This is a genomic window from Pseudomonas sp. Irchel s3b5 (genome assembly GCF_900187435.1).
Taxonomy (GTDB): Bacteria; Pseudomonadota; Gammaproteobacteria; order Pseudomonadales; family Pseudomonadaceae; genus Aquipseudomonas.
In genome coordinates this window covers 186,334-209,719 of sequence record NZ_FYDY01000009.1, presented here as the reverse complement: position 1 = coordinate 209,719, position 23,386 = coordinate 186,334, and the positions used below count along the sequence as shown (strand labels likewise).

The following is a 23,386-nucleotide window of genomic DNA, read 5'->3' as shown; positions in this document are numbered from 1 at the left end:
TCAGCGCCCCGGCTCGTCATTCCAAAGATATTTATGCAGCTGCAATTGCAAACGCACTGGCAGATTGTCCGCCACCACCCAGTCCGCCAGATCCCGAGCATTGAGATCATGGTGACTTGGCGAAAACAGCACTTCACCGGCACGCTGGTCCAGACCGTACTGGATCAGCTTGGACACGGACCAGTCGTAGTCTTCCCGCGAGCAGATGACAAACTTCACCTGATCGTTGGGCGTGAGCAGTTCAATGTTTTCGTAGCGGTTGCGATGCGCTTCCTTCGAACCCGGTGTCTTCAGGTCGATGACGCGACTGACTCGGGAATCTACCGCCGAGATATCGATAGAGCCACTGGTTTCCAGTGACACTTCGTAACCGGCGTCGCACAGGCGCTTGAGCAATGGAATGGCGTTGGGTTGCGCCAGGGGCTCGCCGCCCGTGACACAGACATAACGCGGGCGGAAACCTGCCACCTGCTCGAGGATGTCATCGAGGGTGCGGAGGGTCCCGCCCGTGAAGGCGTAGGCGCTGTCGCAGTATTGGCAACGCAGAGGGCAACCGGTCAGGCGCACAAAAACAGTGGGCAGCCCGGCAGTCCGCGTTTCACCCTGCAACGAGTAGAAAACTTCGGTAATTCTCAATGTGTCTTGCATAGTCGCCACGGGCGTAACAGCTAAACAGGCTGTCCGCCTCCGTCAGGCACTTCAAGGAACCCCGGCAATGCGCAGGCCCCAAAAAGCGTGTTTCATAAAAAGGGCGTGAATTCTAACGAAAAAACCCGCGACAAGCGCGGGTTTCTTCGAAACAGGTCAAGCAGCCTTACATTTTTTGCAGATCGCGTTGAGCCAACTGAGCGGCGGAAGTACCCGGATATTGGGACACGACCTGCTGCAGAATGCCTTTGACCTTGTCGGTATGACCAAGGCGGCGCTCTACATCAGCGAGCTTGTACAGCGAGTCAGGCACTTTGGCGTGCTTGGGATACAGCTGTGAGACCTTGGCAAAAGCCTGACCTGCACCTTGCAGATCGCCTTTGGCCAGATTCACTTCGCCCAACCAGTACTGGGCATTACCCGCATACTGGCTGTTCGGGTACTTGCGCAGGAAAGCGGCAAAAGCCTGGCTGGCCTTGTCGAAATCCTTGGCTTTGATCAGGTCAAAAGCAGCATCGTAATAGAGCTTTTCCTTCGCCGGATCCGCCGGTTCGCTACCCGCAGCGGGCGCTTGAGCGGCGGCTGCGCCAGCTCCTGCACCTGCGGCTGCGCCGGGGGCGTTCAAACTGCCACCGGTAGAAGAATTATCAGGAGTCGCGGCTGGTGCAACGCCGGTTCCTATGCGCCGATCAAGATCCTGATATCGCTCCAGGCTTTCTTGCTTCATGCGCGATACATCATTTTGCAGTTCTTCGATCACACCCTGCTGGCGCGAGATCTGATCCTGCATTTGTTGCAGTTGGTTGAACAACTGACCCTGTGCCGAGACAGGGGCCGAAACCCCTCCCCCGGCATAGGCGCCGTTCGTACCGTAACCCGCAGGCGGATAACTGCTCCCGCTATTGTTATAGCCGGAGTTGTCCTCGACCACAGGAACCGCAGCCCACACCGCAAGCGGGGCGAGGCTGAGAGCCAAAACAGTTACAGCACGACGGCACGTTCGCATGACGAATTACTTACGCAGTTCGACGCGACGGTTTTGAGCCCAGGACTGCTCGTCGTTGCCGGTAGCAACTGGACGCTCTTCGCCGTAGGAAACCAGTTCCAGCTGAGCTGGGGAAACACCTTGCAGTACCAGGTAACGCTGAACGGCTTTCGCACGACGCTCGCCCAGTGCCATGTTGTACTCACGAGTACCACGTTCGTCGGTGTTGCCTTCCAGAACAACGCGAGCGCCGTTTGCTTTCAGGTCCTTGGCGTGAACGTCCAGAGCGCGCATGGCTTCTGGCTTCAGGTCAGAACTGTCGTATTCGAAGTAGAAAGTGGTGATAGCGCGCAGTGCAGCTTCTTCGCTCAGGGAGCCGTCAACTGCACCAGTGTTTGCGCCGTAACCAGCGTTTGGATCTACCGCGCCTTCACCGGCATTGTCGCCGCCTTTGGACGAGCAACCTACAGCTACAGCCATGGCGAGAGCCAGCGCAGCAAATTTACCAAACTTCAGCATTTCCATCGTGAAACTCCTAATGAACCCCAGTGTGTTAAGTACAACATGTAGCGCCGCGTCAGTTCAGGTAAGGGGACCAGGAAGGTTCTCTGACTTCGCCTTGAGCGGTAGGAAGCGGGAGCCTTACGCGTCCATTAATGGACACGAGCATCAAGACTCCCCGGCCCTGCTGGCGGGTGGCGTAGATTACCATGGTGCCGTTGGGCGCAACAGTAGGCGACTCGTCCAGAGTGCTATCAGTGAGGATTTTTACACTACCGCGCTGCAAATCCTGGGCCGCGACCTTGAAATTGGTGAAGCCATCCTGACGGTGAATCATGACAAGCGTCTTTTCATCAGCCGACAGTTTCGGGTTGGCGTTGTAGTTACCGACGAACGTCACACGCTCGGCACCGCCACCACCCACGCTGGTTTTGTAGATCTGTGGCTTGCCGCCACGGTCAGACGTGAAGTAGATGGTCGAACCATCCTTGCCCCAGAACGGTTCGGTGTTGATGCCAGGACCGTTGGTAACGCGGGTGATCTGACGCGAACCGAGGTTCATCACGTAGATGTCCGGGTTGCCGTCTTTCGACAGCACGAACGCCAGGCGACTGCCATCCGGAGACCAGGCTGGCGCACCGTTAAGGCCTTCGAAGTTGGTGATCTGGTCACGGCGACCGGTGTCGATGTTCTGCATGAAAATGCGCGGACGCTTCTGCTCGAACGAGACGTAGGCGATACGCTTGCCGTCCGGTGCGAAACGCGGCGACAGGATCGGCTCGCGCGATTGCAGCAGGGTCACGGCGCGAGCACCGTCATAGTCCGAGCGTTGCAGGGTGTAGCGAGTGTTCTTCTCGGAAAAACGCTCGGCCGTCACGTACAACAGACGCGTCGAGAACGCACCTTTGATACCGGTGAGTTTTTCGAACGACTGGTCGGAGATGTAGTGCGCCATGTCGCGCAGTTGATCAACGCCGCCCGACACGCTGCCGGTCAGCACTTGCTGTTCGGTGGCGACGTTGAACAGTGCGTATTGCACCTGCAGGCGACCGCCCGCCGGAACAATGCTGCCGACCATGACGTACTGGGCGCCCAGCGCCTTGAAGTCACGGTAGATGATTTCGCTGGCCTGGCTTGGCTGGCTGATCATGTTCTGCTTTGGAATCGGCGAGTAGTAACCCGAGTTGCGCAGGTCGTTACCGATAATTTCCGCCATGTCGTCCGGCAGCACGCTACCGCCCTGGAAACCGAACGGCACGACGGCAATCGGGGTCGCCCGATCACTGCCGCTGGTAACCAGAATGTTTTTCTCATCAGCCATCGCTATCCCTGCCATGCAGCAGATAACGACGAGCATTCCTCGAAGAAGGTTTCTCACAAGGCTAAATCCTCAGGTGTGAATGTCATCTTGAATGAACGATACGGAGCGAAATCACTCGGCTTCATTCCCTGCATTTCTGTCAAACGTCCAATATTCTTCACCGCTGCCACTGCCGAAGCGTCAAACGGACCATCGCCGCTGGATTTGGACACGTTGACCGAAGTCACCGTACCGTCCGGCAACATGCCGATTTGCAACACGACTGTCATGCCTTTGCGAGCCGAAGGCGGACGAGCCCAACCTTCCGCAGCACGCGCACGAATCAGGTCATCGAAGCTGCCGGCGACTTCGTCACCTTGCTCATCGGCCAAGGCCTGCTGACGCTGTGGCGTGTCGGAAAGCAAATCTGCCAAGGCCTGGGCCTTTTTGTCTTCGGCGGATTTACGTGCCGCTTCCTGCGATTTTTTCTTCGCAGCGTCGGCAGCCGCTTTCTTCTTCGCGTCTTCGGCGACTTTCTTCTTCGCCTCTTCAGCTTCAGATTTCTTCTTGGCGTCTTCCGCGGCTTTCTTCTTCGCGTCTTCGACGATCTTTTTCTTCGCTTCTTCAGCGGCCGCTTTCTTGGCCTCTTCTTCAGCCGCTTTCTTGGCTTCTTCTTCGGCCTTCTTCTTGGCTATATCAGCCAATTGTTTCTCTTCGACCTTTTTGGCTTCGGCGGTCTTCTTCGCTTCATCGGCTTTCTTGGCTTCATCAGCCTTTTTTGCCTCTTCCGCTTTCTTCGTCTCGTCGGCCTTCTTGGATTCTTCGGCTTTTTGAGCCGCATCTTCCTTCTTTTGTTCCGCGGCCTTGATCGCTTCCTGCTCGATCTTTTTCTGCTCCATCTGTTCGACTTCGGTCTGGCGCGCAGCGGATTTCTGCGCCTCACCCGCAATCTTCTGATTGGTCTGGGTGGTTGCCCGACTTTTCGATTTCAGCTGGTACAGGGTCGCCTGGACAATCGGCTTGGCCGGCGGCAATTCCGGTGTGAAGGCGAAACTGACAAACAGCATGCCGAACACCAGCACGTGCAAGCCAATCGCCCAGACACTAGGCCAGAAGTAGCTTTCCGAGGCGGACGGCTCTCGCATTTGCTGCATCAGGGTGCCTCGGTAATCAAGCCAACATTACCGACCCCGGCTTTCTGCAACCCGCCCATCGCGCCCATGACGGAGCCGTAGTCGACAGTCTTGTCGCCACGAATGAACACCTGGGTACGCTTGCCACCTTCAGTACCGGCGCGAATGATCTTGGTCACGGCGTCGGTCATCTGCGGCAGGGTCATCGCCCTGTCCTGCTGCTTTTCTGTGTCGACTTCGCTGCCAAGGTTCCAGTAATAGGTCTTGTCAGCCTTGATCGAAATGGTCAGGACCTGCGTGTTGTTATCCTGCGGCAAGGCTTCGCTGGAAACCTTGGGCAGATCAACTTTCACGCCCTGATTGAGCATCGGCGCGGTCACCATGAAAATGACCAGCAGTACCAGCATCACGTCGATGTAAGGCACCACGTTCATCTCGGCGACCGGCTTGCGCTTTTTGCGAGCTCGAGCGATTAAAGCCATTGGAAATTACCTGCTTATTCTTCGCTGGTGTGCACTTTGCGGTGCAGGATCGCCTGGAATTCATCGGCGAAGGTGTAGTAACGGCCGATCAGCGTTTCGCTGCGCGCGGCAAAACGGTTGTAGGCGATAACGGCAGGGATGGCGGCGAACAGACCGATCGCGGTCGCAATCAGTGCCTCGGCGATACCAGGGGCCACAGTGGCCAGGGTCGCTTGCTGCGCAGTAGCCAGACCACGGAAGGAGTTCATGATGCCCCACACGGTACCGAACAGACCGATATACGGGCTTACGGAACCGACGGTGGCCAGGAACGGCAGGCTTTGCTCAAGCTTTTCTTCTTCGCGGGAAATGGCAACGCGCATGGCACGTGCCACGCCTTCCATGACCGCTTCCGGGTCTACACCTGGCTGCTGGCGCAGACGGGAGAATTCCTTGAAGCCGGCGCGGAAGATTTGCTCGACACCCGAATCAGGGTCCGGGTTGCTGCCGGCCTGACGGTAGAGTTTGGACAGGTCGATACCCGACCAGAAGCGCTCTTCAAAGCTCTCCAGGGCACGTCGACCGGCGCGCAGCAGGTTGCTGCGCTGAAAGATCATGATCCATGAGGTCACCGATGCGGCTACCAGGATCAGCATTACCAGTTGCACCACGATACTGGCATTGCTGACCAGGCTCCACATGGAGGAATGGTCGACGACGTTAGCTTCCACGCTTTATCTCCTGCTTTGAGTGTGTACCCGCGCCGCTCACGTCGGCAAAGGCCGCTCGTAGAGCTTCGGGAATGGCCCGGGGTTTTAAACTTTCAGTGCGCACACAGGCCACCAGAAACTGCCCTTCACAGAGCAGCACATCATCCGTAGCCCGCCTGACCTGCTGCTTGAAGCGCAGGCTGACACGGTTCAATTCGATTACTTCAGCGCTTACCAGCAGCTCGTCGTCCAGTCGCGCCGGCGCGTGGTAACGCGCTTCGCTGGAATGCACGACAAACAACAGGTCCTCACCTGCCAGCTGCGATTGGGCAAAGCCCAGATTTCGTAGCCGCTCGGTTCGAGCCCGTTCCATAAACTTGAGGTAATTAACGTAATACACGATGCCGCCCGCATCGGTGTCCTCGTAATAAACGCGACAACGATGTGCGAAAGGCTCCAGCCCGTTTTGCGCGCGCATACTCTAGTGCTTACTCCTCAGGTTGCCAATCCGGCCAGGCAACTGTTTTTCGTTGTTCTGCGGCTTTCGCGCAAAAGTACGGTCCTGGGACCACACATTGCCCGAAAAAATCAGCACGCAAAGGTTATTAATCGTCCACGGCACCAAGGAACTCGTCTACCACAGGCATTTCGCCCAATCGTGACGGAATATTCAAACCGAAATGCAGATAAGCATGCCGCGTCACCACTCGCCCCCGCGGTGTGCGCATGATGTAACCCTGCTGGATCAGATAAGGCTCCAGCACGTCTTCAATGGTGTGGCGCTCTTCGCTGATCGCGGCCGCCAGGCTGTCTACCCCGACCGGCCCGCCATCGAACTTCTCGATCATGGTCAGTAACAGACGCCGGTCCTGATGATCGAAACCGCGCTCGTCGACGTCCAGCAGGTTCAGCGCCAGGTCGGCAATCGGTTTGGTGATGTGGCCTTTGGCACGAACTTCGGCGAAGTCGCGCACCCGACGCAACAAACGATTGGCGATCCGCGGCGTGCCGCGGGCACGACGGGCGATTTCGAAGGCGCCTTCCGGGTCCAGCGGCAAACCGAGGATGCTCGCCGAACGGCTGACAATCGTCGACAGGTCGGCGTTGTTGTAGAACTCGAGGCGTTGAACGATGCCGAAACGGTCGCGCAACGGGTTGGTCAGCATGCCTGCCCGGGTCGTTGCGCCGACCAGGGTGAACGGTGGCAGATCGAGTTTGATCGAACGCGCAGCCGGGCCTTCGCCGATCATGATGTCGAGCTGGAAATCTTCCATGGCCGGGTACAGCACTTCTTCGACAATCGGTGAAAGCCGATGGATTTCGTCGATGAACAACACATCATGCGGTTCAAGGTTGGTCAGCAGCGCCGCCAGATCACCGGGACGCTCCAGCACCGGGCCGGACGTGCTCTTGATCGACACGCCCATTTCCTGGGCGATGATGTTCGCCAGGGTGGTTTTACCCAGGCCCGGCGGGCCGAAGATCAACGTGTGATCCAGCGACTCATTGCGCCCACGGGCCGCCTGGATGAACAACTCCATTTGCTCGCGAACGGTCGGCTGGCCAATGTATTCGGCCAGGCTGACCGGGCGAATGGCGCGATCCTGGACTTCCTCGCGATCTCGAGGGGCCGTCGTGGCGGCAATCAGACGATCAGCTTCAATCACTTAGATCATCCCCTTCAAGGCGCGGCGGATCATGTCTTCGCTGCTCAAACCTTTCTCCTTGATCGCAGACACCGCCTTGCTCGCTTCCTGTGGTTTGTAACCCAGGGAGATCAAGGCGCTGACCGCGTCGTTTTCGGCGGTGTTCACCGGGGCCGGTCCGTCCGGCTGATTCGGTACCAGAGCAAACATGGCAGGCACGGTTTCCCAGGCCTTGAAGCGATCCTTGAGTTCCACCAGCAAACGCTCGGCGGTCTTCTTGCCCACGCCCGGCACCTTGGTCAGTGCCGAGGTGTCCTGAGATTGCACGCAACGGACCAGCTCGTCGACTTCCAGGCTCGACATCAAGGCCAAGGCCAGTTTTGGCCCGACACCATTAAGGCGGATCAGCTCGCGAAAAAAGTCTCGCTCACGCTTGCCGACAAAGCCATAGAGTAACTGCGCGTCTTCGCGCACGACCAGATGGGTGTGCAAGGTCAGCGGCTCACCGACCGACGGCAAGCGATAAAGCGTTGTCATGGGTACTTCGAGTTCATAACCCAGACCGTTTACATCCAGAATCAGATGCGGGGGTTGCTTCTCAGCCAGGGTGCCGCGCAAACGTCCAATCACGTTACAAATCCTTGAGCGTTGGCCAGCTCTGGGCCAGCGACTGACAGAGTGAGGAATATCGCCGACAACCCAGGCGAGAATCCCTCATTCCATAAAAATGACTGCTGATGCTATCAGAGACGCAGGCGCCCGCCACGACTGCGTGCTGCACCCAGACCGTGGGGCAGCAGGCTGGAACGGGTATGCGCGTGGCAGATCGCAATCGCCAGGGCGTCCGACGCATCGATCTGGGGTTTGCTGGTCAATTTCAGCATGTGCATGACCATCATCTGCACTTGCTCTTTATTAGCCGCACCGGTGCCAACCACCGCTTGCTTGACCTGGGTTGCGGAATACTCGGCAATTTCCAGGTTTTCTTCCGCGCCCGCTACGATGGCGGCACCGCGGGCCTGGCCCAGTTTCAGGGCGGAGTCGGCGTTACGCGCCATAAAGACCTTTTCGATGCCCATGGTTACCGGATGGTACGTCTGAATAATCTCGCGCACCCCGCGAAAGACAATCTGCAGACGCTCATGCAGCTCGCCGGCACCGGTACGAATGCAGCCGGAAGCCACATACTCGCAGCCACGGCCGGTATCGCGAACCACGCCATAACCGGTGATGCGTGAACCGGGGTCGATACCAAGAATTAAAGTCATAACGCCTGCGGGTTAAGTAAAAGCACGATATTCAACACAGTGAATAAAAAATGTGGGAGCTGGCTTGCCAGCGATGACGGAGTGTCAGGCGCCATCATTATTCGATGTGCCGACGCCATCGCTGGCAAGCCAGCTCCCACATTGGAGACTAGTCGCCCTCAACCGAGCTGTGCGGCCACAGACTCCGGAATTTCCGCGTTGGAGTAGACGTTTTGCACGTCGTCCAGGTCTTCGAGCATGTCGATCAGCTTGAGGACTTTCTCGGCGCCTTCCAGATCGAGCTCGGCACTGGTGGTCGGCAGCATGACGATTTCTGCGTCGTCACCTTTGAAGCCGGCCGCTTCCAGCGCGTTGCGCACAGCGTAGAACCCGGCAAACGACGTGAACACGTCGATGGAACCGTCTTCGTTGGTCACCACATCGTCAGCGTCGGCTTCCATGGCCGCTTCCATCAACGCGTCTTCGTCCACGCCGGCGGCGAAGGAAATCTGCCCCTTGCGTTCGAACAGGTAGGCCACCGAGCCGTCAGTGCCGAGGTTGCCGCCGCATTTGCTGAACGCATGTCGAACAGCGGCAGCAGTGCGGTTGCGGTTATCGGTCATGCACTCGACCATCACCGCGACGCCACCAGGGCCGTAGCCTTCGTAGGTCAGTTCGACCATGTCGTCGGTATCGGCGGCGCCGGCACCACGAGCGACTGCCCGATCGATGATGTCGCGACTCATGTTCGCGCCGAGGGCCTTGTCCAACGCCAGGCGCAGACGCGGGTTGGAACCTGGATCACCGCCGCCCTGACGGGCCGCGACGGTCAGTTCACGAATCCACTTGGTGAAAATCTTGCCTTTTTTGGCATCCTGACGTTCTTTGCGGTGCTTGATGTTCGCCCACTTGGAATGACCTGCCATATCTCGCTCCGAATTCTCTTTGAAACATTGCCCGCCACGCTGCATTGCGTCGGCCGGCAAACAAAAATCTTGTAGCGCTCAATCGATAAAGAAAGGGCGCATCCAGAGATGCGCCCTTCAAGCCAGCCTTACTCGGCTTTAGGCGTTTCGCGCAGACGAATGTGCAATTCGCGCAATGCCTTGGCATCCACCTGACCCGGCGCCTGAGTCATGACATCTGCCGCGCTCTGGGTTTTCGGGAAGGCGATCACTTCACGGATCGACTGGGCGCCGGTCATCAGCATCACCAGACGGTCCAGACCGAAGGCCAGGCCACCGTGCGGAGGTGCGCCGTACTTCAGGGCGTCGAGCAGGAAGCCGAATTTCTCTTCCTGTTCCGCTTCGTTGATGCCCAACAGACGGAACACCGACTGTTGCATCTCTTTGCGGTGGATACGGATCGAACCGCCACCCAGCTCGGTACCGTTCAGAACCATGTCGTAGGCACGGGACAGAGCGCCGGCCGGGTTGGCCTCAAGCTCTTGCGGCGTGCACTTCGGCGCGGTGAACGGGTGGTGCAGCGCAGAGAAGCTGCCGTCGTCGTTTTCTTCGAACATCGGGAAGTCGACGACCCACATCGGTGCCCACTCGCAGGTCAGCAGTTTCAGGTCGTGACCGAGCTTGATGCGCAGGGCGCCCAGGGCTTCGCTGACGATCTTGGCCTTGTCGGCGCCGAAGAACACGATGTCGCCATCGACCGCGCCAACGCGATCGAGGATCACGTTCAGGTTGGCCTCAGGGATGTTTTTCACGATCGGCGACTGCAGGCCGTCAACACCGGCAGCGCGCTCGTTGACCTTGATGTACGCCAGGCCCTTGGCACCGTAGATGCCGACGAACTTGGTGTAATCGTCGATCTGCTTGCGCGGCATGCTTGCCCCGCCCGGAACGCGCAAGGCGGCGATACGGCATTTCGGGTCGTTGGCCGGGCCGCTGAACACCTTGAAATCGACTTCCTTGAGCTGGTCGGCAACGTCAACCAGTTCCATCGGGTTACGCAGGTCAGGCTTGTCCGAACCGTAACGGCGCATGGCTTCTTCGAAGGTCATGTGCGGGAACTCACCGAATTCCAGACCCAGCACTTCCTTGAACAGGTTGCGGATCATTTGCTCGGTCAGGCCCATGATCTCTTTTTCATCAAGGAAGCTGGTCTCGATGTCGATCTGGGTGAATTCCGGCTGACGGTCGGCACGCAGGTCTTCGTCACGGAAGCACTTGGCGATCTGGTAGTAACGGTCGAAGCCGGCCACCATCAGCAGTTGCTTGAACAGCTGCGGCGATTGCGGCAAGGCGAAGAAGCTGCCGGCGTGGGTGCGGCTAGGCACCAGGTAGTCACGCGCACCTTCTGGCGTGGCACGGGTCAGGATCGGCGTCTCGACGTCGAGGAAGCCGTTCTCGTCCAGGAAGCGACGGATGCTGGTGGTCATGCGCGAACGCAGACGCAGCTTCTCGGCCATTTCCGGGCGACGCAGGTCGAGGAAGCGATAGCGCAGGCGGGTTTCTTCGCCGACGTCGGAGAACTCGTTCAGCGGGAACGGCGGAGTTTCCGACTCGTTCAGCACTTCCAGTTCATAGCCCAGGACTTCGATCATGCCCGACGCCATGTTGGCGTTGGTGGCACCCGCCGGACGCAGGCGAACCTTGCCGGTGATCTTCACGACGAACTCGCTGCGCACGCGGTCGGCGGCAGCGAAGGATTCGGCGCGGTCCGGATCGAACACGACCTGGGCCAGACCGTCACGATCACGGATATCGAGGAAAATCACCCCACCGTGGTCTCGGCGACGATGGACCCATCCGCAAAGGGTAATTTCCTGGCCTTCCAGGCTTTCGTTCAGTTGGCCGCAATAATGGCTGCGCATCATGGTCGTGGTTTCACTTCTCGTAATTCGAAATTCGGTTGGAGACCTTGGGCACATCCACTGCGGAATGTTGCAAGGGCTCGCGCGTGTCGTTCAACTCGGGTTCCAGACCTTAGTCAGCTTTGTCGCCGCCGGCCAGGTTCTTCTTGGAACCGGTCTTGAAATCGGTTTCGTACCAACCGCTGCCGCTGAGGCGGAAGCCCGGCATGGACAGCATCTTTTTAAGCTCTGGCGCCTGGCAGGCAGGGCAGTCGACCAGCGGTGCATCGCTGATCTTTTGAATGGCTTCCAACTGATGACCACAGGAAGCACATTGATAATCGTACATCGGCATGGGGGTTGTCTCGGCGATCAGATTGCTACCGCACACGCTGGGTTTTGCGGCAAAGAGCGGGATTATATCCATTAAATGCGGCCTGTGCAGCCGTAAGACTGCACAGACCGACACTCTGCCTGTTTAACGGCGATAGCTAGGACATCACCACTTCCTTGAGGCTGTGCACAACACAGACGACCCGGACCAATCCACTGAAATTCTTCACCCCGCCATGACGCAAATGAACTTCGCGATCCACGTGGGACAACAAGGTGCTGACCGTGCAGCAATTGATCCTGGCCATTTCCGCCAAAATATCCCAATAGACCTGCTCCAGCCGCAAACAGGTCGCGAAACCATTCAAGCGCACGGAACGGGACAAGGGCCGGGCCAGCCCCATATCGAACTCACGGACGAACGGATCAATCATTATTTCCCTGCGCGCACCGTCCCTTCCCTGTTCCAGCCTGTCATAAACCATATCGCTGACACTCCTTTGTCATCCCTGGCGTCTACCAGAACCACTGTTCTGTCGGCTTATAAAAACGCAGGTACAAAGGTATATCCAGATGACTTTATGACCCTGATCGTAGGATAAGCCAACAACTGCGGGCAGATCATGGACAGCGTCCTACGACAGCAGTTGTCCCACATAACTTGATACCGATTCCCTCATGAAAAGCGCCTGAAGGTGTAGGAACTCTCGGCACGAAAAACCCGCGACGGCGCTATTCGCGCACATAACGGCTAGCACTCCAGTAAAGAGGCACGCATGTGCAGAACAAGCATCGGGAGCCGGGATGTTGATACCCCCGACGAACCGCCGGACGCCCTGATTTGAGTAGCCTGCGGCTTTACTGTTAAATAGGCAGCGTGTCGTCAGTGCCTATTTTTCCGGGTACGGCGCATAGGCTGATACCGAGTACGTGTCCAACGCCTCTTATTTGTCCCGAAGCGAACCGTGCGCCATCAGCTCTTCCTTGTGTGCTGTCTTAACGTGAGTTAATCAAAATGTTGAAAATCGTCCACCTGTTGATAGGTGCAGCGGCGTTGCTGCTGTCCTTCATCCCTAGCCTGCAATCCGAAGCCTTACCTTACCTGCAACAACCTGACGCGCTTTATCTGGCCTTTTTCGGCCTGCTCAACCTCACACTTGCTCCTGTCATTCCTTACTGGAACAAAGGCCCGCGTCATCAACTGCAAAACCTGGTCAGCGCCCTGCTGGTTCTTGCCGTAGTCCTGCAGATACTGACGCTGATCGCACCGATGCCTGTCATCGCCGGTCAACCTGCCGTCCTGTTCAGCCTGGTAGCGGCGCTGGTTGCCGTAGCGCTGCACCTGGCCATCAGCTTTTACAAATCGTCACCCGCCACGGCTTCGCCAAGCTACGACATGACCAACCGCGATACCGGCACCGTCAAGTGGTTCAATACGTCCAAAGGTTTCGGCTTTATCTCCCGAGATTCCGGTGACGATATCTTCGTGCACTTCCGGGCCATTCGTGGCGAAGGACACCGCGTCCTGGTCGAAGGCCAGCGCGTAGAGTTCTCCGTCATGAACCGTGACAAAGGCCTGCAAGCCGAAGACGTGATCGCCGCATTGCCGCGACGCTGATTCAAGGCCGTAAAAAAACCGCGAGCAGCCTGGCTGTTCGCGGTTTTTTTTGCCTGCTCCGTACGATTGACTGATCAGTAATGCGGCGGCGGGGCTTCTTCTTCGAAAGATTCGAACTGACCGACCATTTCCTCCTGCCGCTTGAGCAGCGCAGCCATTTGCAGTTGCAGGCGTTCAACCACCCGTTGCTGCACCACCAGCACATCATTCAGTGCCTGAATGGTGTCATCCTGAAACGCCAAACGACTTTCCAGATCAGTCACGCGATCTTCAAGGCTCATGGCTCAGTCCTCCAAAAACGTAAAACCATCGGTCAGTACCAGACGCAGACGTTCGCGAACGGCAGCGATTTGTTCCGGGCTGTAAGGCTTGGCCGGGTGCTTGCCCCAGACGGGGGCCGGCCATGCGGCGTCGTCCCGCTTACGCACGATCACGTGCATATGCAACTGACTGACAACATTCCCCAATGCCGCGACATTCAACTTGTCTGCATCAAAGGAATCCTTGAGGGTTTCCGCCAGCGCAGTGGTTTCCTGAAACAACTGCAGTTGATCGGCGACATCCAACTGAAATATCTCACTGATAGCCTCACGACGAGGTACCAGGATAAACCAGGGATAATTCGAATCGTTGGACAACAGTAACCGGCAGAGCGGGAAATCCCCGATCGGCAACGTGTCTTGTTGAAGGCGTGGATCTAATACGAACACTGTGAGCACTCTCGCCGGGGCATCATTTTCAGCTTAGCGCCCATCCCGAAGGATCGTGCACCAAACGACCGGAAGGCAGCATACCTGTGAATGTCGTGCGCTTCACGACGAACCGGTCCGGTGATGAGCAAAAGGACCTGTCACGCCCCGCCATGAATCGTTTTTCGGCTGAGCGCACCATCGCAGCACCGCCATCGGGAGCAAAAATACCGAAATGACTGATTAGCAAAGAGATATTCGCGTCAGTCCATGATTCCCCTGCCAGTGTTGAATACGCCCAGTAAAATTTTTTGCACCAAAAACGCACACTGAGTCTACGCTGAACGCTTCGACATCCGCCTTTTACTCACAGGCGGGGTGAACCGGTAACATTTTTGGTGGCCACGTCGGCGGTTGCAACTGAGAAACATGATGTGAGCCACGCAGTCAAGCCCAAACAAAACGTGCTTGAACCCTCCTGTTTTATGAGGTTTTCACACGTTCGGACAGCGTTTCAGAAAAAAAACGCAGCACATGAGCAGTTTGTGCACGCTTGTTGCATTCACACCCACATTGCCTGATAGGCCTCCGCTGGAAGTAGAGGCCCGAAGGCAGAAAAAAATAGTGGCAAGGTAGCCCAAAGGAGATTCAAACGTTTCACCAGGGACTCTTTTTACCGACGCTCAGGCATAAAGAAACCGCACAGACGTGGTCAATCCTGTTGCGTTGGAGTTGTAAATTTGCGACATCTACCAAGCTGTTTGCGACAGGGTCGTAAAGAACACGAAAGGTTAGATACGCAAGTATCGCCAACATTGTCGGCGTGATATAAGTTTGCGCCGACACAAAAAGAAAGAGCCGCCCAGATAATAAATCAGGTGGGACGGCAGTACTCTTCTAAAAACCAAAGGAGCAAATCACGATGCGCGTGATGAAGTGGAGCATGATCGCACTGGCCGTTGCAGCAGCCGCCAGTACCCAGTTGGCTACGGCCGCACCTTTCGTTAGTGACCAGGCTGAAGCCAAAGGTATTGTTGAAGACAGCACGCTGAACTTGCTGGTTCGCAACTACTACTTCAACCGTGACAACAAAGATGGCGGCAACGACCAGAAAGACTGGACTCAAGGTATTTGGGGCAACTTCAGCTCTGGCTACACCCAGGGTCTGATCGGCGTCGGCGTTGATGCATACGGTTACCTGGCAATCAAGCTGGACGGTGGCGACGGCACCGGCGGCACCGGCAACATGAGCCGTAGCGATACCCCTAATGCCAGCGGCCATCGCGAAGTTAACGACAGCCAGGGTAAAGCCGGCGGCGCCGTTAAATTCCGCGTTTCCAAAACCGAGCTGAAAGTCGGCGACATGCAGCCAAGCACTTCGCCAGTGTTCGCTGTTGGCGGTTCCCGTATCCTGCCGCAAACTGCCACTGGTATCCAATTGCAGAGCAGCGAGATCAAAGATCTTGACCTCGAAGCCGGCCACTTCTACTCGGGTTCCAGCCAGGACAAAAACGCCCAAGACGGCGGCCTGTATGCAACCTACGCGAACTTTAGCGATGGTGAAGAAGCCAACAAGATCGACTACTTCGGTGGCAAATACGGTTTCACTGACAACCTGAGCGCCTCGCTTTACGGTGCCAAGCTGGAAGACATCTGGAACCAGTACTACGCCAACCTGAACTACACCCTTCCACTGACTGACAGTCAGTCGATCAACTTCGACGGTAACATCTACAACACTCAGGATACCGGCGACGCTAAAGTCGGCGAAATCAGCAACACCACCTTCTCGCTGGCCGCAGCTTACTCGTTCCTGAAAGCTCACACCGTTACCCTGGCCTTCCAGAAGGTCAACGGTGATACGCCGTTCGACTACATCGGCGTCGGCAAGAACAACCGTGGTGGCGACTCGATTTTCCTCGCTAACTCCATTCAGTACTCCGACTTCAACGCTCCTAACGAAAAATCGGCTCAAGTTCGTTATGACCTGAAAATGGCTGAATACGGCGTTCCTGGTCTGAGCTTCATGACCCGTTACGTAAAAGGTTGGGACATCGACGGCACCAACACTCCAGCAGGCAGCGCCTACGCTGGTATGTACGGTGAAGACGGCAAGCACAACGAAACCAACTTTGAAGCCAAGTACGTTGTACAGAACGGCCCGGCTAAAGACCTGTCCTTCCGTATTCGTCAGGCATGGCACTTCGCTAACTCCGACCAAGGTGAAGGCGACATCAAAGAGTTCCGCCTGATCGTTGACTACCCGCTGTCGGTTTTGTAATCGCATCCAGTTAGTTTGCGGTAACAAATAAAAAGGCCCATCTTCGGATGGGCCTTTTTTGTTGTGCTAGAAGCTGGTTGACCAATACAGACGTGACCAAAGAGTCAGACCTGCATTAAACGGCTACTCACTGCACCGCAGATTCCTGAACCACACGAATTACCCGCTGTGGAAATGGAATATCAATGCCCGCCTCTCTGAGACGGTCACGGGACAATTCATTGAACATGAACAGTACATCCCAGTAATCAGCCGTCTTGACCCAAACACGCAGGGAAACAGTGATCGAACTGTCGCCCAGGGTAGAAATGACTGCCTGAGGCTCCGGATCGGCCAGTACGCGTGGATCCTTGGCCAGTTCGAGCAATACTTGACGGGCCTTTTGCAGATCCGCTTCGTAATCAACGCCCACATCGAAGACAACCTTGCGGGTTGGCTGACGGTTGGTGTTGGTGATGATGCCGTTCGACAAGTTGCCGTTAGGCACAATGATGGTTTTGTTGTCACCAGTGCGCAGCACGGTGTGGAAAATCTGAATGCTGTCGACGGTGCCGGCAACACCCTGGGCTTCGATCCAGTCACCGATACGGAACGGACGGAACAACAGAATCAGCACGCCACCGGCGAAGTTCGCCAGGCTGCCCTGCAAAGCCAGACCAATGGCCAGACCCGCTGCACCGATCGCCGCAACGAACGAGGTGGTTTCCACACCGATCATCGAGGCCACGCTGACAATCAGCAAAACCTTGAGAATGATGTTCGCCAGGCTGCTGATGAACCCTTGCAGCGCCAGATCGGCATTACGCAGCGCCAACAGGCCGCCGAGTTTTTGCGTGACCTTGTTGATCAACCACCAGCCGACGGCCAGGGTAAGCACCGCCAACAGTACGCGACTGCCGTACTCCATGATCATCGGGATCCAGGCTTGGGAAGCCTTGACCAGATTGTCTACCTCAGCATTTAAGTCCATCTGCTTTCTCCTGTTTTGCGGCTATCCGGCACGCGAAAAATTGCGGCAGAAAGACCGAGCCGCCACGGGCTCGATCATTTCTGCCGCTGCTGGGCCTCGGACGCCGAAAACGTCAAGAGGTTCCCGTTTTAAAGATCAGTCGCGGAAGTTGTTGAACTGCAGCGGCATGCCGAATTCCTTGGCCCGCAGCGCTGCAATAGCGTCCTGCAAGTCGTCACGCTTCTTGCCGGTAATGCGCACCTGCTCGCCCTGAATGGCGGCCTGGACCTTGAGCTTGGCGTCCTTGACGTGAGCAACAATCTTCTTCGCCAGCTCTTTGTCGATACCTTCCTTGAGCACGGCGTCCTGCTTCATCAATTTACCCGACGCATACGCATCCTTGACCTCAAGGCACTGCACATCGATCTTGCGCTTGACCAGCGCCAGCTTGAGGATCTCGATCATCGCTTCAAGCTGGAAATCCGCTTCAGCGGTCAGGTTGACGGTCAGGTCCTTTTCCTTGAACTCGAAGCTGCCTTTGCCTTTCAGGTCATAGCGACGATCGAGTTCCTTGACGGCGTTCTCGACCGCGTTGGTGAGTTCGTGTTTGTCCAGTTCGGATACCACGTCGAACGACGGCATGTAATCTCTCCAAAATAAAAGGCGCGCCGAGGAAGCACGCGTGGCTTGCGGTTAAAATCCGCGCTGATTATAACGGGTCTTTCCCATCATTCACTGCGAGCCTCCGATGCGCGCTTCAAACAGAGCAAAAAGTTGATGTCCACCACTTGGCATGTTCTGGGCGCCGGCAGCCTCGGCACCTTATGGGCGACACGTCTGGCACGGGCCGGTGCGCCGGTCAGGCTGATTCTGCGTGACGCTGCGCGATTGCAGGCCTACGAGGCCGCTGGCGGACTGACGCTGGTGGAGCATGGCGTTGCACAATGCTATGCAGTCGCCGCCGAAACACCCGACAGCAGCGAGCCGATCCACCGTCTGTTGGTGGCCTGCAAAGCTTACGACGCCCAAGCGGCGGTAGCGCGCCTGGCGCCGCGCCTGGCGCCCGGAGCCGAGTTGATCCTGCTGCAAAACGGTTTGGGCAGCCAGGACGCCGTCGCCACGCAGGTTCCACAGGCGCGCTGCATTTATGCATCCAGTACCGAGGGTGCCTTTCGCGACGGCGACTGGCGGGTGGTGTTTGCGGGCCATGGCTTCACCTGGCTCGGGGATGCCAGCCACCCGGTCGCGCCCATCTGGCTGGAAGACCTGGACGCCGCCGGCATCCCCCATGAGTGGAGCACGGAGATTCTGACGAGGCTGTGGAGAAAACTCGCGCTCAACTGCGCGATCAATCCGCTGACGGTGCTGCACGATTGCCGCAATGGCGGCTTGCAGAACCATCACTGCGAAGTCGCCACACTGTGCGGCGAACTGACGGAGCTGCTTGAGCGTTGCGGCCAGCCGGCAGCCGCCGAGAACCTGCAGCAGGAAGTCGAACGAGTGATTCACGCAACCGCTGCCAATTTCTCCTCGATGCACCAGGACGTTGCGAGCCTGCGACGCACTGAAATCAGTTACCTGTTGGGTTACGCCTGCAAAGTCGCGGAGCGTCATCAGCTGAATCTGCCTCACTTGACTCAGCTGCAACAACGGCTGATCACCCATCTGCACAGCCTTGGATTGCCCAGCGACTGAGCAGCGGCTACGCTGGCCACTTGTTCCTTTTCAGCGATGAACCTGATGCCATTGCGCCAGCGTCTTGAAAACCTGCCTGTCGGCCAGAAACTCCTGGCCGCTCTGCTGGTGCTGTTGACCACCGTCCTGCTGGTGGCCAACCTGACTTTTATCAGCGCCGCGTATTACATCTCTCAGGAAAGCATGGCGCCTCAGGCCTTGCAGACGATCGGCCGCCTGATTTCCAACCCGAGCCTGGTGTCCGAGGCGCTGGAGTCGAAGCAGAGTGCCGAGCGCCTGCTCAATGAACTCAATGCCTATGCCCCGCTGCGCGCGGCCGCCCTCTATGACGGCAAGGGCGAACAGCTCGCGCAATTGCAGCATGGCGAAGTACTGGAGCTGCCGAAACGCTACCGGCACATCGAAGCCTGGCAGGCCACCGAATTTCGCAGCAATCAAATCATCACCCTGTCCCGCCCCGGCACCGCGCCCGGGCATTTGTTGCTGGTCGCCAGCAGCGAACTGCCCGTCGCCTTCTACACCGGGACCCTGACCGCCAGCCTCGGCATCCTGATCTTCAGCGTGCTGCTGTGGCTGGTGATCGCCCGCCAGATCAAGCGCCTGATCACCCGGCCGATCCATCAGCTCGAAGAACTGTCCCGGCAAGTGACCCGTGAAGAGAACTACGCCCTGCGCGCCTCCCGCGGTAACCACGACGAAATCGGCAGCCTCGCCGAAGCTTTCAACACCATGCTTTCGCGTATCGAAGCCCGGGAGCAGCAACTTAAACGGGCGCGGGACGACTCACAGGCGGCCTACGACCAGGCCCAGGGCTTGGCCGAAGAAACCCGGCATACCAACCGCAAGCTGGAACTCGAAGTCCAGGTGCGCAGCAAGATCGAAAAGAAGCTCACCGGTTTCCAGAATTACCTCAACAGCATCATCGACTCCATGCCGTCGGCATTGATTGCACTCGACGAACAGCTTTATGTGACGCAGTGGAATCAGGAAGCCAGCGCCCTGTCCGGCACGCGGCTGGACGAAGCCTTGAACCAGCCGATCTTCCTGGCCTTCGAACCGCTCAAGCCGTTTTTGCCGCAGCTCAAGCAAACCGTTGAGCAACACACCGTGGCCAAGATCGAACGGGTCACCTGGCTCAAAGACGAGGAGCCCCGGCACTATGCCTTGACGTTCTATCCGCTCATGGGCGGCGCGGGGCGTGGCGTGGTGATCCGGATCGATGACATCACCCAGCGCCTGTCCCTGGAAGAAATGATGGTGCAGTCGGAGAAAATGCTCTCGGTCGGTGGCCTCGCCGCGGGCATGGCCCATGAGATCAACAACCCGCTGGGCGCGATCCTGCACAACGTGCAAAACATTCGTCGACGCCTGTCAGCCGAACTGCCGAAGAACATCGAAGTGGCCGAGCAAGCCGGCATCGAACTGTCGACGGTCAACCAGTACCTGCAAATCCGCGAAGTGCCGCAGTTGCTCGACGGTATTCAGCAGGCCGGTGCCAGGGCGGCGAAAATCGTTACCCACATGCTCAGTTTCAGCCGGCGCAGCACCCGGCAAATGGCCCCGTGCGATTTGCCGGCGCTGATTGATCAGGCGGTGGAAATTGCCGGCAACGATTTTGACCTGGCCATCGGCTTCGACTTCAAGGGTCAGGCGATCATCCGTCAGTTCGACCCGGCGCTGGGTCCGGTTCCCGGCACGGCCAACGAACTCGAGCAAGTTCTGCTCAACCTGCTGAAAAACGCCGCGCAAGCCATTCACCAGCGCGAAGACGACCACGAGCCGGGGCGCATTATTCTGCGCACCAAGCTCAATCCGCCGTGGGCGGAAATCCAGGTCGAGGACAACGGCATCGGCATGAGCGAAAGCGTGCGCAAACGCACTTTCGAGCCATTCTTCACCACCAAGGAAATCGGTCAGGGCACCGGCCTTGGCCTGTCGGTGTCGTATTTCATCATCACCAACAACCACAAGGGTCAGATGGAAGTGCAATCGACCCCTGGCCAAGGCACTTGTTTCACCTTGCGCCTGCCGCTGGCAAGCACCCCGCTTGTTTCTCAAGAACTCAATCAGCTATCGAGGTAACCATGGGCTTTCGCCTGTCGAAGATTTACACCCGCACCGGCGACAAAGGTGAAACCGGTTTGGGCGACGGCCGCCGTGTGCCCAAGGATCACCCACGGATCGAGGCGATTGGCGAGGTCGACACACTCAACAGTCAGGTCGGCGTGCTGCTGGCCGGATTGGCGGCAGAAACAGGCACATGTCCAGGTTTGCACGAAGTGATAGAGGTGTTGGCACCTTGTCAGCACCGATTGTTCGATCTGGGTGGCGAGCTGGCGATGCCGGTTTATCAAGCGCTGAACGCAGCGGAAATCGAGCGTCTGGAAGCGGCGATCGATGTATGGAACGAAGAGCTGGGGCCGCTTGAGAATTTCATCTTGCCGGGAGGCTCGGCGCTGATTGCCCAAGCCCATGTCTGCCGCAGCCTTGCCCGCAGTGCCGAGCGAAGATGCCAGCAATTGAATGCGATCGAGCCGTTGGCCGGGGTTGGCCTGGCGTACATCAATCGGCTGTCGGATTTGTTGTTTGTCGTGGCGCGGCTGATTGCCAAGCGCCAAGGGATTGCCGAGATTCTTTGGCAGCCTGCGCAGAAGCCTGGGGTCTAGTCGGCGTTTGTAAGGCCCTCATCGCTAGCAGGCTAGCTCCCACCGTGGATTTGTTGGTGCAAACAAAACCTGTGGGAGCTAGCCTGCTAGCGATGAGGCCATCTGCATCACTGGAAAATCAAGAATCAGGCCAAAACGCCCGAATCCCCGCCACACCTTGGGCTCCCGCCGCCCAGGCTTTTTGCAACTCTGCCGGACCCACGCCACCGAGCAGGAACACCGGTTTGCTGAATCCATCGATCAGGCTCGACGCCTGCTCCCAGCCCAACGGCTGCGCATCAGGGTGAGTCAGGGTTGGCTGCACGGGCGACAAGGTGACGAAATCCACGCCCATCTGTTCAGCCAGCGCCAGCTCTTCAGCGTTATGGCAGGATGCCGCCAACCAGCGCGAAGCTGGCAAGGGTCGACCGGCCGCTGCGTATTTGCGCAATTGAGCCGAGGTAATGTGCCAGCCAGCTGACGGGAAATCGCCCAGCCACTCGAACGGTCCCTTGATCATCAACTGTGCCTTGCCGGCGCACAGGCCCACGGCATCCACCGCCAGATCGCGATACTGCGGATCGTAACCGTTCGGCGCCCGCAACTGGATCAGCTTGATGCCGCCGGCAACGGCTTTCTGAATACCGCGCAGCAGGGCCGGGGTTTCCAGGTCTTCCGGGGTAATCAGGTACTGCGAAGACAACCGGGCAGCCGCCACAATCGGCTGATTGGCCGCCGGGAACTCATAACTCGACAGATCACGCGCAGACACCCAGGCCAGCGGTTGACCTTCGGCGCCGTGGGGCTCACCGGTGAACGTCGACACTTCCCAGACATCCAGCAACACCTGTTTGTCCGGATAGTCATGACGGACCTTGATCAACGGGCGAGCCGCGCCGACCACAATCCCCAACTCTTCATGGAGCTCACGGGAGAGCGCGGCTTCAACCGACTCGTCGGCCTCGACCTTGCCACCGGGAAACTCCCACAGGCCGCCCTGGTGCTGGGAATCGGCACGTCGGGCAATCAGGATATTGCCGCTGCCATCACGGATGACGGCGGCGGCGACATGGACTCGTTTCACCTTTGCAACTCCTCCAGTCCAGCCTTCTGCCAGGCCTTGAAGGCGGGCCATTGGTAGAGGGTTTCGACGTAGGCTTCGTCAATCGGGGACAGTTTCACCTGGTAGGTGCGCAGGCGCACGGCAATCGGGGCGAAAAACGCGTCAGCCAGACTGATACGGCCAAACAGGTAGGGCCCGGTCTCGGTTGAGGCGGCACGGCATTCAGCCCACAACGCAGAGATGCGCTCGATGTCCGCCTGCACATCAGCCGGAAGCGGCGAGAGCGGCGCATCGTGGCTCAGGTTGAACGGCATGTTGCCGCGCATGGCAAAGAAACCGGCATGCATTTGCGCGCACGCCGAACGCGCCTGGGCACGGGCGCCGGTGTCTTTTGGCCACAGGCCGGAATCCGGAAATTGTTCTGCCAGGTACTCAGCAATGGCCAGGGAATCGGCGACGGTGCCGTGTTCGGTTTTCAGCAGCGGGACTTTACCGGTCGGCGAATGCTTGAGCAGACGCTCGCGGGTGTCCGGCTGGTTCAGCTTGATCAGTTCTTCGGTGTAGGCAGCACCGGTCAAATCCAGAGCCAGGGCGCCGCGCAGGGACCAGGAAGAAAGCAGTTTGTCGCCGATGATCAGGTGCAGGCTCATGTTCGGGACCTTTAGATTTAGGGACA

The 23,386-nt window shown here is 57.9% G+C and carries 26 protein-coding genes; 5 read left to right on the top strand and 21 right to left on the bottom strand.

Annotated elements, in window-relative coordinates; genetic code table 11:
- From queE to CKW15_RS13185, 15 genes are all read right to left on the bottom strand, one after another.
- Entirely contained in the window at positions 1 to 648 is a 648-nt protein-coding gene (queE, locus tag CKW15_RS13255; RefSeq protein ID WP_095061332.1) for a 7-carboxy-7-deazaguanine synthase QueE, read from the bottom strand.
- 166 nt (positions 649 to 814) lie between these two features.
- Positions 815 to 1,654 carry a tol-pal system protein YbgF gene (gene ybgF / locus CKW15_RS13250; protein WP_095061330.1) on the bottom strand — a complete coding sequence of 280 codons (840 nt, stop codon included), beginning with the start codon at positions 1,652 to 1,654 and terminating at the stop codon, positions 815 to 817.
- A gap of 6 nt (positions 1,655 to 1,660) precedes the next feature.
- Entirely contained in the window at positions 1,661 to 2,158 is a 498-nt protein-coding gene (gene pal, locus CKW15_RS13245) for a peptidoglycan-associated lipoprotein Pal (RefSeq protein WP_003178634.1), read from the bottom strand.
- Positions 2,159 to 2,210: 52 nt separating this feature from the next.
- Complete coding sequence (tolB, locus tag CKW15_RS13240) at positions 2,211 to 3,491, bottom strand: Tol-Pal system beta propeller repeat protein TolB (protein WP_177408856.1); 1,281 nt, start codon at positions 3,489 to 3,491, stop codon at positions 2,211 to 2,213.
- Positions 3,492 to 3,508: 17 nt separating this feature from the next.
- Positions 3,509 to 4,588, bottom strand: a complete 1,080-nt coding sequence (gene tolA, locus CKW15_RS13235) for a cell envelope integrity protein TolA (RefSeq protein ID WP_095061326.1) — start codon at positions 4,586 to 4,588, stop codon at positions 3,509 to 3,511.
- On the bottom strand, positions 4,588 to 5,040 hold the full coding sequence (gene tolR / locus CKW15_RS13230; protein WP_161806672.1) for a protein TolR: 453 nt from the start codon (positions 5,038 to 5,040) through the stop codon (positions 4,588 to 4,590). The genes tolA and tolR overlap by 1 nt, the downstream gene beginning before the upstream one ends.
- A gap of 23 nt (positions 5,041 to 5,063) precedes the next feature.
- Positions 5,064 to 5,759, bottom strand: a complete 696-nt coding sequence (gene tolQ / locus CKW15_RS13225) for a protein TolQ (protein WP_008027789.1) — start codon at positions 5,757 to 5,759, stop codon at positions 5,064 to 5,066.
- The gene (gene ybgC, locus CKW15_RS13220) at positions 5,749 to 6,216 is read right to left on the bottom strand and encodes a tol-pal system-associated acyl-CoA thioesterase (protein ID WP_095061324.1); all 468 of its coding nucleotides are present in this window, start codon (positions 6,214 to 6,216) and stop codon (positions 5,749 to 5,751) included. Before ybgC ends, tolQ begins: the two co-directional genes overlap by 11 nt.
- A 127-nt stretch (positions 6,217 to 6,343) precedes the next feature.
- Entirely contained in the window at positions 6,344 to 7,405 is a 1,062-nt protein-coding gene (ruvB, locus tag CKW15_RS13215) for a Holliday junction branch migration DNA helicase RuvB (RefSeq protein ID WP_095061322.1), read from the bottom strand.
- A complete protein-coding gene (gene ruvA, locus CKW15_RS13210; protein ID WP_007995640.1) occupies positions 7,406 to 8,014 on the bottom strand; it encodes a Holliday junction branch migration protein RuvA in 609 nt (202 codons plus the stop codon). It abuts the gene before it with no gap.
- A gap of 113 nt (positions 8,015 to 8,127) precedes the next feature.
- Positions 8,128 to 8,652, bottom strand: coding sequence for a crossover junction endodeoxyribonuclease RuvC (ruvC, locus tag CKW15_RS13205; protein ID WP_095061320.1), 525 nt, complete (start codon positions 8,650 to 8,652; stop codon positions 8,128 to 8,130).
- A 158-nt stretch (positions 8,653 to 8,810) separates the two neighbouring features.
- On the bottom strand, positions 8,811 to 9,557 hold the full coding sequence (locus CKW15_RS13200; protein WP_095061317.1) for a YebC/PmpR family DNA-binding transcriptional regulator: 747 nt from the start codon (positions 9,555 to 9,557) through the stop codon (positions 8,811 to 8,813).
- 128 nt (positions 9,558 to 9,685) lie between these two features.
- The gene (aspS, locus tag CKW15_RS13195; protein WP_095061315.1) at positions 9,686 to 11,461 is read right to left on the bottom strand and encodes an aspartate--tRNA ligase; all 1,776 of its coding nucleotides are present in this window, start codon (positions 11,459 to 11,461) and stop codon (positions 9,686 to 9,688) included.
- Between the two features lie 109 nt (positions 11,462 to 11,570).
- A complete protein-coding gene (locus tag CKW15_RS13190) occupies positions 11,571 to 11,792 on the bottom strand; it encodes an FmdB family zinc ribbon protein (protein ID WP_060539757.1) in 222 nt (73 codons plus the stop codon).
- A gap of 136 nt (positions 11,793 to 11,928) precedes the next feature.
- Positions 11,929 to 12,255, bottom strand: a complete 327-nt coding sequence (locus CKW15_RS13185; protein WP_095061312.1) for a ribbon-helix-helix domain-containing protein — start codon at positions 12,253 to 12,255, stop codon at positions 11,929 to 11,931.
- 530 nt (positions 12,256 to 12,785) lie between these two features.
- Between CKW15_RS13185 and CKW15_RS28940 the strand changes: the two genes are divergently transcribed.
- On the top strand, positions 12,786 to 13,388 hold the full coding sequence (locus tag CKW15_RS28940; RefSeq protein WP_095061310.1) for a cold-shock protein: 603 nt from the start codon (positions 12,786 to 12,788) through the stop codon (positions 13,386 to 13,388).
- Positions 13,389 to 13,462: 74 nt separating this feature from the next.
- On the opposite strand, the gene CKW15_RS13175 is transcribed toward CKW15_RS28940, so the two are convergent.
- Together CKW15_RS13175 and CKW15_RS13170 are read right to left on the bottom strand one after the other, a co-directional pair.
- Positions 13,463 to 13,669, bottom strand: coding sequence for a SlyX family protein (locus tag CKW15_RS13175; RefSeq protein ID WP_095061308.1), 207 nt, complete (start codon positions 13,667 to 13,669; stop codon positions 13,463 to 13,465).
- Between the two features lie 3 nt (positions 13,670 to 13,672).
- On the bottom strand, positions 13,673 to 14,098 hold the full coding sequence (locus CKW15_RS13170; protein WP_095061306.1) for an HIT domain-containing protein: 426 nt from the start codon (positions 14,096 to 14,098) through the stop codon (positions 13,673 to 13,675).
- Positions 14,099 to 14,999: 901 nt separating this feature from the next.
- Here CKW15_RS13170 and CKW15_RS13165 point away from each other — a divergent pair.
- On the top strand, positions 15,000 to 16,358 hold the full coding sequence (locus CKW15_RS13165) for an OprD family porin (protein ID WP_095061304.1): 1,359 nt from the start codon (positions 15,000 to 15,002) through the stop codon (positions 16,356 to 16,358).
- 127 nt (positions 16,359 to 16,485) lie between these two features.
- Here the strand turns inward: CKW15_RS13165 and CKW15_RS13160 are convergent, their stop codons facing one another.
- Both CKW15_RS13160 and CKW15_RS13155 read right to left on the bottom strand, forming a co-directional pair.
- Entirely contained in the window at positions 16,486 to 17,328 is an 843-nt protein-coding gene (locus tag CKW15_RS13160) for a mechanosensitive ion channel family protein (protein ID WP_095057129.1), read from the bottom strand.
- Between the two features lie 135 nt (positions 17,329 to 17,463).
- A complete protein-coding gene (locus CKW15_RS13155; RefSeq protein ID WP_095057128.1) occupies positions 17,464 to 17,949 on the bottom strand; it encodes a YajQ family cyclic di-GMP-binding protein in 486 nt (161 codons plus the stop codon).
- A 135-nt stretch (positions 17,950 to 18,084) separates the two neighbouring features.
- Between CKW15_RS13155 and CKW15_RS13150 the strand changes: the two genes are divergently transcribed.
- The 3 genes from CKW15_RS13150 to CKW15_RS13140 are packed head-to-tail and all read left to right on the top strand — an operon-like array spanning position 18,085 to position 21,668.
- Positions 18,085 to 19,002, top strand: coding sequence for a putative 2-dehydropantoate 2-reductase (locus CKW15_RS13150; protein WP_095057127.1), 918 nt, complete (start codon positions 18,085 to 18,087; stop codon positions 19,000 to 19,002).
- Between the two features lie 45 nt (positions 19,003 to 19,047).
- Positions 19,048 to 21,084, top strand: a complete 2,037-nt coding sequence (locus tag CKW15_RS13145) for an ATP-binding protein (RefSeq protein WP_095057138.1) — start codon at positions 19,048 to 19,050, stop codon at positions 21,082 to 21,084.
- A 2-nt stretch (positions 21,085 to 21,086) separates the two neighbouring features.
- A complete protein-coding gene (locus CKW15_RS13140; protein WP_095057126.1) occupies positions 21,087 to 21,668 on the top strand; it encodes a cob(I)yrinic acid a,c-diamide adenosyltransferase in 582 nt (193 codons plus the stop codon).
- A gap of 118 nt (positions 21,669 to 21,786) precedes the next feature.
- Here CKW15_RS13140 and CKW15_RS13135 read toward each other — a convergent pair whose 3' ends face one another.
- Complete coding sequence (locus tag CKW15_RS13135) at positions 21,787 to 22,731, bottom strand: Nudix family hydrolase (protein ID WP_095152177.1); 945 nt, start codon at positions 22,729 to 22,731, stop codon at positions 21,787 to 21,789.
- Entirely contained in the window at positions 22,728 to 23,360 is a 633-nt protein-coding gene (locus tag CKW15_RS13130) for a glutathione S-transferase family protein (RefSeq protein ID WP_095057124.1), read from the bottom strand. Before CKW15_RS13130 ends, CKW15_RS13135 begins: the two co-directional genes overlap by 4 nt.
- Between the last annotated feature and the right edge of the window lie 26 nt (positions 23,361 to 23,386).